Raw genomic sequence first — 15,893 nt, 5'->3', positions numbered from 1 at the left:
CACTGTACCTTAATCTCTCAGCTTCTTTGGCTGATATTGTTGAAGTACAACATGTTTGGCATCTGAAGATGTAAACAATGTTGCATAAATAAATGAAAAAATAACCCCAAGGAGTACAGTCAAACCAAAGCAATGAATGGCATAAGTTTGGCTAAACGATAATAACCCGAAACCCAATAAGGTCGACATCATACATAGGAATAATGCCATGCCCACCACTTGCGGATGGTCATGTCCATGTCGATAAAAAATCGCGTAGTCCACGCCAATTCCAATAATCAGGAAGGTTCCCATAATGCTGAATAAATTAATTTCAACCCCAAACCATGCCTGAACAGCAAAGGTCGATATTAAAGCTAAAGTAACGGGTAAGACCAAGGGTAAAATGGACTTTATGCCATAAATAATGCCTAAACCAAGCGTTAACGTGAGTACAGCAAAAACCAATAACCATTGGGCTTGAATGCGATGTTGTTGAAAGAGTTCAGACAGCTGATTCACTGGACGTAACAACTGTACCTGTGCGCTATTCAACTGTTCTAAAGCAGCCACATGATGCACATTTTGTAATAAGACCAAATGTTCCGTCGGACTGATTTGTAAAAATGCCAATGGATGCTCTGCCATTTCACTTGGATGCAATAACGGCTGCTGTGGCAATTGCTTTTGCCATGCTAAAACATCTGCTGGATTGAGCTGCAATGCCACCGCATAATCCTGCAAAACCTGCGCAGGAATGCCTTGTAATAACTGAAGATTATGCTGTTGCTGTTGAATCGATGGTAACCATTGTCCTAAAGCCTGAAAAGCATCTAAAGCACCTTTGCTTTGCAATACTTGTAATTTTTGAATCAATTGCTGCTCATTGTGTTCAAGCTCTGCGGCAGTCTTGCCATGCACCACAAAATATTCACTGCTTTGTTGCTGCATAAAGCGTTCACGGACGTATTGGTCTTCTTGCTTTAAGCTCTGATCCATACTTTGCAAATTACGAATATCATCATTGCTCTGTAACAACATCAAACTGCTGCCAGCCACCACGACAATGGCAGCAATTAAGCCATAACGGAGTCCTTTTTTTGCCTGTACAAAAGTGCGTGCTTGACCAATAAAACTTAAGCTGCGAATTGCAGGTTCGGCATTTAAAGCAGGTAACCGTGGGAGCAATAAAACACTGGTGATCCATGCCGCAGCCAGCCCCACCATAGAAAAGACCGCAATCTGTTTAAAGCCCGGAAATGGCGTGAAACTTAAGAAAATATAGGCAACTAAAGTGGTCATTAAGCCCATAAACAGGCTAGGCAATAACGGTTTTAACACCGCAAAACCATGGATATGCCGATGCTGCGATTGCATTGCCATAAAGTAAAAAGAGAAATCGACACACACTCCGACCAGACTTGCACCAAACACCAAAGTCATGAGGTGAATTTCCCCAAAAACCCAATGCGTGATAGCAAAAGCCACCAAACAGCCCGTACCGACAGCCACCATTTCAGTCAACATTGGACGAATTGAGCGGAAACCAAACCAGACCAAAAGCAAAATGCCAAAACTTGAACCCAAACCAATGGTTGAAATTTCTTTTTCAGCCGAAGTGGTGCCAAATTGAGCAAACAATAAAGTACCCGTCCAATGCGGTTTCACCTGCATCTGGCGTAATTGCGTATCGAGCTGCTGAATCCATGCTGAAGTTTGTTGTTGATATTCAATATTATAAGGACTATTTTTCAGCTCTAAAACCAGTAACCGCGAAATCCCCTGCTCATCTCGAATCGTGGCAAAACCATCTTCTAAAGCAAGATCAGGATGACTTTGTAAACCAGCTAAACCCATGGCATAACGTGGAAATAACAACAATGGGTCTTGTTGTAATAACGTGGCTGTGACGGGCATGCCCGGACTCATAATTTGCAATAAACTTTGTTCGGTCAGTGCAGCATAATCTTGTTGTTGCAGTAATTTTTGATCATCTCGTGTCAATAAACCCGCACGATGTTGATAGAGCACCTGTGCAAATTTGTCACTGTCTAACTGAGCATGTAAGGGTTGCCACAAATCACTTTCGGCTACCCGCTGTTGCAATGCCGTAGTTGCTTTGGCTAAGGCAGCATCATCTTGAGCATCCAACACCACAAACACTTTGTCATTCAGTTGTTGACTGACGTATTGCTGTGCCCTTTCAAGCCGTGGGTCTTGGCTAGATTCAGGCAATAATGCAAAGATATTGGTCTGAATATGAATCTCTTTTTTCAGCCATGCCGTACCCAGTGCAATGGCAATGACGCTCAGCACAATCAGCCAAAGTAAGGTAAATTTATTTTGCCAATTGGAAAAGTGCATTTTCCTCAGCCGTTAAAGTTTGTGGTTGGGTGGTTTGCTGACTAAAACGAATAGTCGTCGTGTTATTGGCTTGTTCACTTAATACAATACGATCAACATAACGCTGCCCTTGTGCATCCACGCGAACAAAGAGTTTTTTAAATAAACTGCTTTTCGGAGTTAACGCCACATTCCACTGTGCAGGACTATAACTGGCTGAAACAATATTGAAGTTTTTAGCCAATGCAGTTTCATTGCCTGACATGAGCTGTAAAAACATCGTTGCCACAGAACCATACGGTGATTTATCAATTTCAATTTGACTGTAAGTACGTTGAGTTTTTTGTACCAATTTATATGGCGTCACAATCAAATTGGCCTGCACTGGACTTTGAATATTCCAAATCACGCCCTGCGATTTGGAAAATAACACCGTGCCTTTCGAGACAAATGTTTTGTTCAGTGACGCTAATTTTTTTTGCTGTTCAAATTGAGCACGTACCATTGGTGTCGCAGCAAGCTGAGTAAAAATTTGTTTGAGCTGTGGATTTTGTGCAGATACAGGTCGTGATAACACCAACATCAAACACAATACAGTCGCCAAAAACAGCCAGACGGGACGTGATAAATTGATCGCTTTCATTGACTTTACTCCGCTTTAAACGCTGACCAAGCGTGCAATTGTTCTAACAGCACTTGCGGCGATTGAAAACACATTTCACGGCTTTCAATATGCACCGCCACTTGGCTGGTGTAGCCTTTGGTGAGCTTTTTACCACTTTGTGCATCAAAAATTTGATATTCAATTTTCAAGCGGTTTTCCCATTCTTTTAAAATGGCACGCACACGAATTTTTTGCTCAAACTCAATTCCATAGGCATAGCGAACATGACTTTCAATCACTGGCCATGCATAACCAGATTCGAGCATTTGCTTATAGTTATAGTGAAATTGATCGAGCAATTTACAACGCGCAATTTCAAAATATTTTAAATAATGACCATGCCACACGACATTCATGGTATCGACATCATGAAATGGCACTTCAATGATTACATCGGCATGCATAGTTGTTTCCTACCCGATTGAGTGAATAAGTTCAGAACTCAACAATTCTAAATTTTCAAAACGATCAACCAGTTGTTGCAATTCGTGTTGCAATGGTCGATCTTCCACCACGTAATCAAAGGTCTGTAAGACCCACGCCTGAAATGCAGCCAAGACTTCAGCCAACGAACCGTCTAAAGCTTTTAACTGAATGGCTTGTACACTGGCACAGCAGAGTGCTGCAATCACTTGTTCAGTCAGCACGATCACGCGACTGGCATCCCGCGCAGCAATGGTGCCCATACTGACTTTATCTTGGTTATGGCATTCGGTTGAGCGTGAAAAAATAGAGGCTGAAAGTGTTTGTTTTAAAGCTTCTGCCGTCCATGCCGACACCGCAATTTGTACAGCTTTAAAACCATGATTTAACGGCAAGCGTTCTGCGGTTGCACCGGTTAAATTGCGTGGCAAACCGTTATTCATTTTATAGTCCACCAATTGCGCCAACTGACGATCCATAAGATCAGCAATATTGGCGATCATGATTTTCAAGCTATCCATGGCTTGGGCAATGTGTCCGCCATAAAAATGACCACCATGTAATACGCGTAAATTCACAGGATCAATCAGTGGGTTGTCATTACTTGAGTTGAGTTCATTTTCAATAAACTGACGTAACCACGTTTTAGAGTCTTCAAATACACCAATAATATGCGGTGCACAGCGTAAAGAGTAACGATCTTGCAAACGTGAATTCTGGTGTTCGGTTTGCACCTCACTGTTCAACCACGTTCTAAGTTGTGCCGCAATATTTTGCTGCCCTGAATGGGGTTTTTGAGCAAATAGCACTTCATCAAAATGGCTCGGATTGCCTTCCAAAGCCAAAACATTCAGTGCCGTAACACAAGTACTGGCCAAAGCAATTTGTTCCGCTTTTTTATAATTTAAGCAGGCAATAGCGGTCATTACCGCTGTACCATTCATCAGTGCCAAGCCTTCTTTCGGACGCAACACTAAAGCCTGCATGCCCTTTTCAGCATACACCGCACTAACAGGCACAATTTGACCTTGATCGTACACATCACGTTCACCGACCAAAGCCCCTGCAATATAGGACAATGGCGTTAAATCGCCACTGGCACCCACTGAACCTTCCGATGGAATGACAGGAATGATATTTTCATTCAGCATCCATGTCAGGCGTTGTAACAATGCATGTGATACACCTGAATACCCTCGTGCCAGAGAACACAAACGCGTCACCAACACTGCACGTGCAGTGATTAAATCCAAATTTTGACCTAAGCCACAGCCATGAAAGCGTAATAAATGCAACGGCAGTTCATTGACTTGATGCGCGGGAATTTCCACCAAACAAGAGTCGCCATAGCCTGTGGTCACGCCATAAATGACGCCTTCATCTTGTAACAGTTGATCTAGAAAATCTGCACCACGTTGAATCAGATCGCGCCATTCCGTGGATGCAGGTAAAGCCACAGATTTTTCCTGACGCGCCACAGCCACCACATCTTCAATTGAGAGCGGTGTTTCCCCAACAACTAACACTTGCATTATTTTTTGTTCCAAAAATTATAAAAATTAAACCATTGATATGGCGCACGAATACAGTGCTGTTCAAGTAAGCTGACATATTGACGCATGGTGCTTTGCAGTGCCTGCATACGGATTTTTCGAGGGAAATGAAGCTGTTCAGCAATCGTGTGAATATGAACTTCAAAGCAACTGCCGACGCGATAACAAAAGACCGCCAGTACAGGAACTTTGAGTAAACTGGCTAAAATCCATGCACCTTGCGGCCAATTCGCCTCTGCGCCTAAAAAGGTAATCGGCTGCACCCGATCAGACTCAACAGGTACACGATCTGCTGCCACAATCACCCATTCGCCTTGGTCAAGTTTTTCTTGCAAAATCAAAGCAGTTTCAATCCCCAGCTCATCCACCGAAACCAAATTGACATCGGCATGTGCATTGAGTTTCTTTAAAAATTGATTAAATTGAGTGGCATGCTTTTGATAAACCAGAACATTAATTTTTTGTACATGTTCGGATTTAATCGCTCTTAACAATTCAATATTGCCAAAATGCGACACTACAATCACCGCACCTTTTTGATAATGTGCGCGGAAATGTTCATGTCCATGTAAGGCCAATTGCTGCTCAGGGATTTTGCCCAGCCAACCTTCAATTTTATCTAAAATACATTCGCCAAATTGCATGAAATGCTGATAGCTATGACTCAGACTCGGCTCTGTGATAAAGGGTGATTGTTGCTTTGCAAAATGATGTAACTTGCTTAAATACAACAGTGATGCCTGACGTGCGGTGACTGAAAAGATCCAGTACCACAAAATAATAAAATACAGCACCACACGGCAGAGCCAACGCCCCCCTAAACGATAAAATGCCAACATTAACGTCAGTGACCACATACCACCGCGTTCTTTGATGTCATTCCATTGGGTGTGCTTGAGCTGCTCAGTCACGCCATTAACCTTTGATTTTCTGTGACACTAATTGAGGCAAACGTCGTAGCATGCCACCCAATAAACGCACATGTGCCTGACTCATACCAAGGTTGTCGCGCCAGACATTAAAATGAGAAATACCATCTTCAGGATAAACCACTTGAGTTGGCACATTGATAAAGGGGATATTCGCCCACTTTAAGCGCACTAAAATTTCACTATCAAAACCCATGCGCGGCTGAAATTTTGCCGAATTTAGAATTTGAATGGTCTGGGCCAGTGGATAGACCCGAAATCCACACATACTGTCTTTAATATCAAAAGAGAGACTGTTAATCCAGACCCAAATATGCGTGGCATAACGACCATATAAGCGTTTTTTCGGCACGCTCTCATCAAAAATCGGCTGACCAATCACCATCGCTTTGGGATGCTGCTGAGAAATGTCTAGAAATTTGGCGACATCCTGCCAGTCATGCTGACCATCAGCATCGAGTTGCAAGGCATGACTAAACCCTAAAGCATGCGCATAGCGTAAACCACTCATCACCGCCTGCCCTTTGCCTTGATTATGTGAATGCTCAACCAACTCAACATATTCATGCTGGGCTTTCAGGTCATGTAAAAGTGCGCTACATAGCGCATCACTACCATCATTGACTAAAATAATCGGCAACTGAAACGGCTTTAAATGTGCAACCAAAGCCTCAATATAATGCGGATGGTTATAAACAGGAATCACAAAACAATGCTGCATATACATCCTCTTTTAAACCTGCTCAGTTTGCGTTTTAAACAATAAACGCCCCGATGCCAAGGTCTGATCGGCATGGGTTAACTCGAAACTGACCTTATGCAATTTTCGCGACAGTTTCAGTTTCAGTACCATATACGGTCGAATCAGATCTTGAAATTTCAATTGCTCAAAACCATTACACCATTCCAAATCGGCCCACGTTTGACGGGCAAAATGCTGAACAAAACCAATCTGCCCGACACCGGGGAAAATCGGATAATCGGGAAAATGCCCTTTAAAACATTCCAATTCAGCAGAAAACTCAAGCTGATAAATGGCCTGATCGGGAGCGTTGTGTTGTGCCAATACAATAGGCAACAACATTGAGTGAAATAAGGATTTCATGTACTGTTTATTCAGTTTAGATTGTGCATTTTGTGGTAATTGAGTCAAAAACCGCCACTGCCGTGGAATGGCAATGCCTTCCAGTTTTAATTGTAATTGTGCTTTAATTGCAGCCACACATTGCACTTTATTGCTGCTTTGCAGCTGTTGTCTGGCAGCTTCAGACAATACTGCAACACAGGCTAAAATCTGTCGATGTTCACGTTCTAAAATTAAAACATGACACTGGGCAATCTCATCCAGTTCTATTATTTTGTGTTCAATCGCATCTAAACTTAAGCGTTTTTCTTCCAGTTTCACAATCCGATCTAAACGTCCTAGTAAACGAAATGGACTTTTAGGGTTTGTCGCGTCAAGCACTTCAATTTTATCACCGGTTAAAATCCAGCTTTCGCTAAAAGCATGATTGGCGTGTACGGCCAACTCTTGTTGATCACGCATTTGAATATCGACATTGGCAAACGGTATCCATAACGCATCATCTTGTTGTCGATGTGCGATGCCGCCTGTTTCTGAGCTACCAAATACTTCGTTAATCGGCCGGTTTAAATAAGGACGCACACCCGATTCCAATTTTCCGCCCGATGAATAGATGCTTAAACAGTGCTGTAGTCGCACATCTGGGGTCCAGCGTTTTAATAATGCAGGACTGGAAATAACATAATTTTCAATGTTTAAAGGTGCTAATTTTGTTTGAATATCGGCAACATCTTCAGGGAAAGCCAATTGGGTTTGATAAAAACAGCGTCCACTGGCTAAAGGCCACAACAGCTTGAACAATAAGCCATAAATATGTTGATGGCTCACCGTCGCGATGGCAATGGCCTGTTCAGGTAACTGAAAACTGGCCTCTAAGCCTTGCACCTCATTTAAGAGCTGACGCAGCGTACGCGGAATTTTTTTCGGTTGTCCTGTTGAACCTGAAGTATAGAAATAAAGCTGCGCCTGATTTAAAAAAGCATCATTCAGATTCAGTTCAACCTGCGGATCTGCTGTAGCGGATATAGGCTGACGCTGTAAAAACAGAATATTCTGCTCAGCCAGTTCTTTTTCTAAATCACTAACCCGATTGGGCGGCAATAACACCTGTTTTTGTGCTAACAGTGCGGCAAACAACAGCACTAAAAATTCGTAGCTATCGGGTTCCCATAACGCCCAACTGTCCTGCGCTAACAACTGAATTGCATGACTTTGTTGTATCACCTCTTGCCAAAAATCCTGAAAATGGATTGGGCTTAAATCAGCCTGAAGACACAGTGGTTTCAGTGAATGAATATGATTCTGAAAATGACACAACATAACAATCCGTTTTATTCCTGAAGTTGATTTAAGCGTTGCTGACGCTTACGCAATATAAATTCGCCCAGCAATAACAGCCCCATCAACATATAGGAAATAAAACCGTTATAGAGCACCCACACCTGCATTGAAGTAAACAACACTGTGGCTAAAGAAATCAGGGCATTGAACACAAAGAAAATACACCAGACTATAGTGACCTTACGCGTCCAAATCACCCCTGCTTCGGGTAAATTGGGTTCAGCCAAACGGGCAAAACGCTCAATCATAGAGGGTGGTTTGATTAAAGTCGCTGTAAAAATAGCCAGCGAACCCAGACTCATCAATACCGGATAGAGTTTCAGCCATGCTTGATCTTTTAAAATCAGACTCAAGCTGCCACATAAAATAGCAAAGCCAGTTAAGGGCCAGAGTAAAGCATTACCCCCCTTACTCAATAGCCGCAATACGCCTAGGACAATCAGCAAACCACTGACCCAGATATATTGACCCTGCGCTAGGCTATAGCCCACTAAAAAGGGATAGAGAATCAAACCGATGACCACTATCCCTTGGACGATCCATTTCATGCAACAGACATATTCTGAATCACAGTCACAACATCTTGCACTGTACGTACATTTTTAAAATCTTCAGGATTCACTTGCTTACCCGTCAATTCTTTAATTTTGACCACAAGATCAATGGCATCAATGCTATCGACATCCAAATCTGTGGCTAAATTTGCATCGAGCTGCACATCTTCTGGATTAATCTCAAACAGATCTTCCATCCATGCTCTTAATTTTTCGAGTACTTGTTCCTGAGTTAACATCACAACCTCTTATGCCGTTTTCTGTGCTTCAACCAAAGTTACAAGACTTTGAATTGATTTAAAATATTGTTTGGTTTCTGCCGATTCAGCATTCAAATGAATGTTGTAACGCTTTTTCAAAGCCAAACCAAGTTCCAAAGCATCAATTGAATCTAAACCTAAGCCATCACCAAATAATGCTGCTTCAGTTTTAATATCATCTATGCTGATGTCTTCTAGGGCCAAAACATCAATAATCATTTGCTTTAATTCATCAGCAAGATTGCTCATTTTTAGATAACTCTTGGTTAAAAAATTGGTGTAATTGATGATTTAAATGACGCACATTTTTCGGACTGACCGCTGCATCATCTAAAAGATCATCGACTTGAATGGCATCTAGTACCTTCACATGAATATGAAAGGGCTGTGAAGGAATGTGATACCACTTTTCATTCTTGGTTAAAGTTGAAGGCGTACAGGTCAACAACACTGGACGAATCGGCACATGGGCACGAATGGCAATATTGGCTGCACCACGTTGAAATTCATTCAACAATTCACCTTTTGCAGTCCGTGTACCTTCAGGAAAAATCAGCAAAGATGCCGCTTGATCTAACTTTAGTTTGTCCACACAGTCCTGAATAAATTGTTCAGAACCTGCATTTAAAATGTAACCTGCATTTTGCACGGGCCCTTTGGTAAATGGATTGGCCCATAATGCTTGCTTGACCACACAATTGGCTTGTTCCATTAAACCAATCAAGATCACCACATCCACCAATGTTGGATGATTGGCAATAATCAGTTCCTGCCTACTTTGCTGTAATTTTTCTAGACCTTCAATGTCATAGGTCATAATTCCTAGCTTTACCATCATTTCAGTAAAACCTTTGAAACTATAGCGAATCACATTTTGTGTACGCCGCTGACGTAAGTTTTGATTTTGTGTCGATAAATTAACCAAAGGTGCAACTAAACCACCGATGGCAACGCCACCGATGCCAAAACTGGCAAAACTAAATCCTGTCGCACCGACACGCCATAAATAATTGGCTTTTTGTTTAATTTGATTCAGCTTTAACATTTTTGCCACGCTTGCATATGAGAGTCATCTGGGTTCTGCTGAGATTGCTGCCAGAAATCATAAAAATTTTGTGCATCCAGATATTTATACTGATGATGCGCCAATGCATTCAGATCGAATTGTAAATTGGGGCCATCAAGGCCGATCAGCGCAGACATGGCAAAACCACGAAAAGGCTGGAATTCCTGATAAATCGCAGGTAGTGCTTCGTCGTAATACACCACCAAAACCCGTGAATTGGGTTGTTTTGTTGTTTTTAACCAAGCATAGGCTTCAATCAGTGCTTCACTCCACGAGGCAGCCAAACTGGTCGAGGGTGTGGAATCCTGACATAAAATTGAATACAACCCAGCAACGGCATTGTGTACAGAAGTCGAAAATTGGGTAGGTGATGGCGTTTGATCTTGCAATACATCGGCTAAAATTTTCAGCGTTTTATGTTCATCACCATATTGCGAAGCCCAGACAATATAATCCACTGATTCAGCATTCAGCGAGCCAATAGCACTATTGATCGCCAATTTTGCAATCGGTGATAATCGTCTACGCTGCATTGCAGGGATTTTTTCTAAGGCAGGAACGGTTTCATCGGCACGACTGATATACAGTTGAGATATATTTATTTGAATCATTACCGAAATTTTCCGTACCCTAAGAATATTTTTAGCTCAAGGCTATTTTATTCGCGGGATTATAGCACCTGTCATAAAATTTACACAAAAAGTATCTTGTACTCATTGAATTACATATATTTATCATTTTGATTTAATTCTATATTTAGGGTCTGTTGACATTTCACAGATGCTTGCGACAGAGGACGTTTTTTAGACGATACAAGGCATGTTTTGCGAAATTTAGTCATTCTAAATAAGAAAAACATAACGCAGTAGCGGAAAAAATGTCCCTGTCCCGTAGGGTTATCACTAAAACCGCCCCAAACTTCGTTATGAAACTTGACAAGGGGATCAACCATTGTCTGCATTTCATGCCTTGTTTGAGTTGTTTTAGTGAATAACGCAATGCATGGCTGAAATATCAACAGACCCTATTATTTTTAGCCGATAAAATAATCCTTCATAAAAAAACCAGCAACATTTGTTGCTGGTTTTTCAACTCTCATTGCTTAAAAATTTGGCTGATTAATTGCCTTGTACCAAACGGCGGGCACTAATAATCCCCGGTTGTTGCTCCAAACGTGCCAACAAACGTGATAATTGAGCTAAACCTTTGACTTCAATTAATAATTTCATATTGGCAATACCATCTGATTCTGAAATGGTATTGACCTGACGAATATTAATTTGATCAGAAAAAATGACTTGGGTTAAATCTTTTAACAAACCACGGCGGTCATACGCTTCCACCACAATTTGCACACTTTGACCACGCGTCGGTTGCATTTCCCAATCGGCTTCTACCGCACGTTCAGGTTCTTGCGTAATCATACGGCTATAGTCTGAACACGCAATTTTATGAATGCTCACCCCACGATTAAGTGTGATATATCCACCAATCGATTCACCATGCACAGGTTGACAGCATTGAGCAATATGCAGTTCCACATTATCCAAACCATCAATCAGAATACCATGCGCAGAAAGTGTATGACTGGCACGTGGATTCAAGGTCGGTTTTAGCACCAGTTCAGGTTCATCTTGACCGATATGCATATGACGATTGACCTGATTGATCAAGGAATGCAGGCTGATATCGCCATTGACCAAACCAATCAGAATATCTTCACCCAATTTGACATTGAAGTGATTGCAATAATCACTTAAATCAATACTTTTGGGATGAATCGCCAAACGTAAAAGTTCTTTATTCAGAATTTCACGGCCAACTTCCAAGTTTTTACTACGATCTTGCTGTCTAAACCAATGACGCAATTTATCCCGCGCACGCGAAGTCTTAATATAACCCAGTGAATTTACTAACCAATCACGATTCGGATCACGATCTTTTTTGGTTAAAATTTCAACTTGTTCACCAGTTTTTAGCGTGTAGGTTAATGGTACATAGCGCTGATTAACACGCGCGGCATAACATTTATTACCCACTTCGGTATGCACATGATAGGCAAAGTCTAAAACCGTTGAACCGCGTGGCAATTCTTTAATATCACCATCACGGCTAAATACATAAATCTTCTCAAAGCCTTCAAAATCTTGAAGTTGTTCAAAGTTTTCGGCATCTTCACCCGATTTATGCGCACTGGCATCATTACGTTCTTGATAATGCTCTAAGACTGCGCGTAAAGAATGTAATCGGTGATTAAAGGAGTGATCGGTGTTCTTACCACCTTCCTTATAATTGAAATGCGAACATACCCCAAGTTCAGCTTCTTCATGCATGGCCTTGGTACGAATTTGCACTTCCAGCGATTTGTTTTCTGCAATGACAGCGGTATGCAAAGAACGATAACCATTGGCTTTCGGATTGGTAATGTAATCATCAAACTGATGCGGAATATGTCGCCAAATTTGATGCACAATACCCAGTGAGTGATAACACTCAGGCACACTTTTGACCAAGACACGTACAGCACGAATGTCATACAACTGGTCAAAACTCAGGTCTTTACTTTTCATTTTTCGATAAATCGAATAAATGTGTTTGACCCGTCCAGTGATCTCCGCTTCTATATCATAGACAGCCAGTTCTTTTTTCAGTTTATCAATGACAAATTGAATATATTGCTCGCGCTCTAAACGTTTTTCATTCAGTAACGATGCAATTTCTTTATAGCGTTCTGGTGCTAAATAACGAAATGCTAAATCTTCAAGTTCCCACTTAAGCTGAGCAATGCCTAGGCGATGTGCCAGAGGTGAATAAATAGTCAGAATTTCACGAGCTACACGCTCTTGACGCTCTTTAGAAGAGTTGGCCAGTTCCCGTAAAGCATAGGTACGCTCTGCCAGCTTAATGAGTACGACACGAACATCTTCAGTCACAGAAATCAGCATTTTATAAATGCCGCTTAAATGTTCGCGCTGATTGTTATTAAAATGATCTTCTAAACGTTTGTTCTTTTCAATGAGTTCTGAAAGTTTCCCCATAGCCAATGTCCCTTGGACTAGACTATGGACTTGCTCTCCAAAATGTTCACGAATTTCTTCAAGCGTCATCACGCCTTCACGAACACTCCGATACAACATCGCCGCAGACAAGGTGTCTTCATCAACATGTAAATGTGCCAAAATATCGGCCATTTCAATACCGGTATAAAAGGTATTTGAACGATGATTAACCGTGGCTTGCAGCTCTTTATGTAAAGTTAAATGAGCAACTTCTTCGAGTTGTTCAAGCGTTGCGCCATCTAAGATGCCACGAACACGATTCAGCCATTCGGCTAAATCATGTCGAGCTTGTTCGGCATGTTCTACAGTCGCTTCCTCTGACAGCTCATTAAGTCGCCCAGGAAGTTGTTCACGTACTGTGACCATACCCTTCTCCTACCTCTTTACTTATCATATTCTAAATCGTTTATTTCATTGTATTTTTCGAATAAGGCAATAGACTCAACATGTCCCGTATGGGTAAACATATCCATTACCCCAGCCTTTTTTAATCGATAGCCATGTTGTACCAACACACCAGCATCACGTGCCAATGTTGCAGGATTACATGACACATAAACAATTTTCTTTGCACCAAATTTAGGTACATAATGCATGATTTCCTCGGCACCCGCACGCGGAGGATCAATCAATAATGCATCAAATCCTTGATTTGCCCAAGAATGATGCGAAAAATCTTTTGTTAAATCTTGTGAATAAAAATGAGCGTGAACGATACCGTTGCTTTCAGCATTTTCCGCAGCACGGCGTACCATTTCTTCACTCCCTTCCACACCCACCACTTGTCCAGTTTCCCCCACACAACGCGTAAGCGGTAAAGTGAAGTTACCTAGACCACAAAATAAGTCTAGAACGCGCTCTCCTTGCTTCAATTGAAGCAAATCACATGCCAGCTTCACCATCTGTGGATTAATCGTCGAATTGACTTGGGTAAAATCAATCGGACTAAAGCCAAATTTGAGGTCAAAATCATCTAAAGCATAATGCAAACGCATTGCAGCCGTTGGATCATCTACACGGTGCAAACTCTCTGCACCTTCTGGTTGTAAATACAATTGCCACTGTTTGTTTAACGCAAATTGTTTTAATTGGTTGACATCCTGTTGTGATAATTTTTCAGTATGACGAACCAGCAATGCAATCTCATCATCGCCCATAGCCAATTCTATATGACCAATGGCTGCTTTGGCTTTTAGACTTTGGAGTAACTGTTTCAATGCAGTGATGGAGCCAAATTCACGATCCAGCACCAGACAACGGTCAATCGAAATCAATTTATTGCTTTGGTTCTCACGGAATCCCACCACCAATTTATCTTTCTGTGGAAGATAACGTACCCCAATACGGGCTTTACGGCGGTAATCTTCACGGGTTGAACGTAAAGCAGGGAGCCATTGCTCAGGCTGGATTCCAGCAAAATGTTCTAAATGCGATTTTAAAACCTCTTGCTTGAGACGAATTTGTTCATCTAACTGAATGTGCTGCATATTACAGCCACCACACACGGTAAAATGCGGACATTTCGGCTCAATACGTGTTGCAGCAGGTTCACTTAATAACGCAGTGCTATCTGCTTCTTCTAAACGTTTAGCCACATGGGTAATTTGCGCGCTCACGGTCTCACCCGGCAAAGCATAACGAATAAATACTTTTTTGCCTTGCTTCTCACTCGGATGATCAGGGTGTGATCCATAGTGTGCTATCCCCCGTCCTTCATGTGAAAGTGACTCAACCTGAAAAGTATAAATCGGCTGTTGAGCTGGACGGGGCTTGGTTCTATGTTTCATGAATACCTAGAGTGTGGGAGAAAGAAAGTCAATCGATGTAAATTCAGTACGTTGTGAAGTTTCACGCCATACTGCTAAAAAATCGCGATGTTGAGGTTGGGTGGATAAAAATTGAATGGTGCGCTGAATAACATCACGATAATCATTGATTAACAGCTGACCTTTTAATAACGACCAACGCAAATAAACCAACCATGTATTGAGTACATCCCCTTCGCAATATGCCGTCAGTTTTTGCCATTCTTGCTGACGTACATACTCGGGTACATGATAAGCACCATCACCTCGTTTACCGGGATAACCCAGTAAATGTGCGATATCATCCAGTTTTTGAAAATTCCGACCATTAAACATCGCCATCACATCCATTAAATCGACATGACGATGGTGATAACGGTTCTGATAGTTATTATAGCGCTTTTGCTGATCAATTTCGCCTTGATCGAATAAACTTGGTGCAGACAAACCATGATACATGGCGCGAAAAAGAATCACAGGCAAATCAAATTGTGAACCATTCCAACTGACTAGGGTTGGATTGCGCTTATCAAAAATGGAGAGAAATTTGGTTAAAATTTCAGCTTCACTGTGCTGTTCTCGACTAAACGAGAACATTTTCATGCCACCTTGTTCATCTAACCATAAGCCAGAAATACACACAATTTCATGCAAAGCAAGACGTTGAAAATCCATGCCCGATTCTTGACGACGTAATTTAATTAAGGCCTGTTCTAAATCTGCATCTGGCAAATCTAAACCATACAAATGCGCCCCCGACTTTAAATCGGTCAAGGTTTCTATATCGAAAATTAAAACAGGTAAGCGCATGTAAAACTCACAAAATTGCAGAT

The 15,893-nt window shown here is 41.6% G+C and carries 15 protein-coding genes; all 15 read right to left on the bottom strand.

Features of this window, described 5'->3' with window-relative positions; translation table 11 throughout:
* Window positions 1-9: 9 nt before the first annotated feature.
* Window positions 10-2,343 (bottom strand): MMPL family transporter, encoded by a 2,334-nt coding sequence (locus B9T30_RS11995; protein ID WP_086185193.1) that lies wholly within the window; start codon window positions 2,341-2,343, stop codon window positions 10-12.
* Window positions 2,318-2,905, bottom strand: coding sequence for an outer membrane lipoprotein carrier protein LolA (locus B9T30_RS11990; protein WP_413772571.1), 588 nt, complete (start codon window positions 2,903-2,905; stop codon window positions 2,318-2,320). The genes B9T30_RS11995 and B9T30_RS11990 overlap by 26 nt, the downstream gene beginning before the upstream one ends.
* Window positions 2,906-2,970: 65 nt before the next feature.
* Entirely contained in the window at window positions 2,971-3,390 is a 420-nt protein-coding gene (locus tag B9T30_RS11985; protein ID WP_086185191.1) for an acyl-CoA thioesterase, read from the bottom strand.
* A gap of 9 nt (window positions 3,391-3,399) precedes the next feature.
* Window positions 3,400-4,941 (bottom strand): HAL/PAL/TAL family ammonia-lyase, encoded by a 1,542-nt coding sequence (locus B9T30_RS11980; protein ID WP_086185190.1) that lies wholly within the window; start codon window positions 4,939-4,941, stop codon window positions 3,400-3,402.
* Window positions 4,941-5,819: an acyltransferase gene (locus B9T30_RS11975; RefSeq protein WP_086185253.1), complete on the bottom strand. Its 879-nt coding sequence runs from the start codon at window positions 5,817-5,819 to the stop codon at window positions 4,941-4,943. The genes B9T30_RS11980 and B9T30_RS11975 overlap by 1 nt, the downstream gene beginning before the upstream one ends.
* A gap of 58 nt (window positions 5,820-5,877) precedes the next feature.
* Window positions 5,878-6,612, bottom strand: coding sequence for a glycosyltransferase family 2 protein (locus B9T30_RS11970; RefSeq protein WP_086185189.1), 735 nt, complete (start codon window positions 6,610-6,612; stop codon window positions 5,878-5,880).
* 12 nt (window positions 6,613-6,624) lie between these two features.
* Window positions 6,625-8,295 carry an AMP-binding protein gene (locus B9T30_RS11965; RefSeq protein WP_086185188.1) on the bottom strand — a complete coding sequence of 557 codons (1,671 nt, stop codon included), beginning with the start codon at window positions 8,293-8,295 and terminating at the stop codon, window positions 6,625-6,627.
* A gap of 11 nt (window positions 8,296-8,306) precedes the next feature.
* Window positions 8,307-8,864: a septation protein IspZ gene (locus tag B9T30_RS11960; protein WP_086185187.1), complete on the bottom strand. Its 558-nt coding sequence runs from the start codon at window positions 8,862-8,864 to the stop codon at window positions 8,307-8,309.
* Window positions 8,861-9,109 carry an acyl carrier protein gene (locus tag B9T30_RS11955; protein ID WP_086185186.1) on the bottom strand — a complete coding sequence of 83 codons (249 nt, stop codon included), beginning with the start codon at window positions 9,107-9,109 and terminating at the stop codon, window positions 8,861-8,863. The genes B9T30_RS11960 and B9T30_RS11955 overlap by 4 nt, the downstream gene beginning before the upstream one ends.
* A gap of 9 nt (window positions 9,110-9,118) precedes the next feature.
* Window positions 9,119-9,379, bottom strand: coding sequence for a phosphopantetheine-binding protein (locus B9T30_RS11950; RefSeq protein ID WP_086185185.1), 261 nt, complete (start codon window positions 9,377-9,379; stop codon window positions 9,119-9,121).
* The gene (locus B9T30_RS11945) at window positions 9,363-10,175 is read right to left on the bottom strand and encodes a lysophospholipid acyltransferase family protein (RefSeq protein ID WP_086185184.1); all 813 of its coding nucleotides are present in this window, start codon (window positions 10,173-10,175) and stop codon (window positions 9,363-9,365) included. The genes B9T30_RS11950 and B9T30_RS11945 overlap by 17 nt, the downstream gene beginning before the upstream one ends.
* Window positions 10,169-10,807 carry a beta-ketoacyl synthase chain length factor gene (locus B9T30_RS11940; protein WP_086185183.1) on the bottom strand — a complete coding sequence of 213 codons (639 nt, stop codon included), beginning with the start codon at window positions 10,805-10,807 and terminating at the stop codon, window positions 10,169-10,171. Before B9T30_RS11940 ends, B9T30_RS11945 begins: the two co-directional genes overlap by 7 nt.
* A 507-nt stretch (window positions 10,808-11,314) precedes the next feature.
* A complete protein-coding gene (locus B9T30_RS11930) occupies window positions 11,315-13,621 on the bottom strand; it encodes a RelA/SpoT family protein (RefSeq protein ID WP_086185181.1) in 2,307 nt (768 codons plus the stop codon).
* A 17-nt stretch (window positions 13,622-13,638) separates the two neighbouring features.
* Window positions 13,639-15,042, bottom strand: a complete 1,404-nt coding sequence (gene rlmD / locus B9T30_RS11925) for a 23S rRNA (uracil(1939)-C(5))-methyltransferase RlmD (protein WP_086185180.1) — start codon at window positions 15,040-15,042, stop codon at window positions 13,639-13,641.
* Window positions 15,043-15,048: 6 nt separating this feature from the next.
* A complete protein-coding gene (locus B9T30_RS11920; RefSeq protein ID WP_086166197.1) occupies window positions 15,049-15,870 on the bottom strand; it encodes a 3'-5' exonuclease in 822 nt (273 codons plus the stop codon).
* Window positions 15,871-15,893 lie beyond the last annotated feature (23 nt).

It is taken from the genome of Acinetobacter sp. ANC 4973 (assembly GCF_002135275.1).
Classification (GTDB): Bacteria; Pseudomonadota; Gammaproteobacteria; order Pseudomonadales; family Moraxellaceae; genus Acinetobacter; species Acinetobacter kyonggiensis.
The sequence above is the reverse complement of the archived record's forward strand: the minus strand, read 5'-3'. Positions and strand labels throughout refer to the sequence as shown.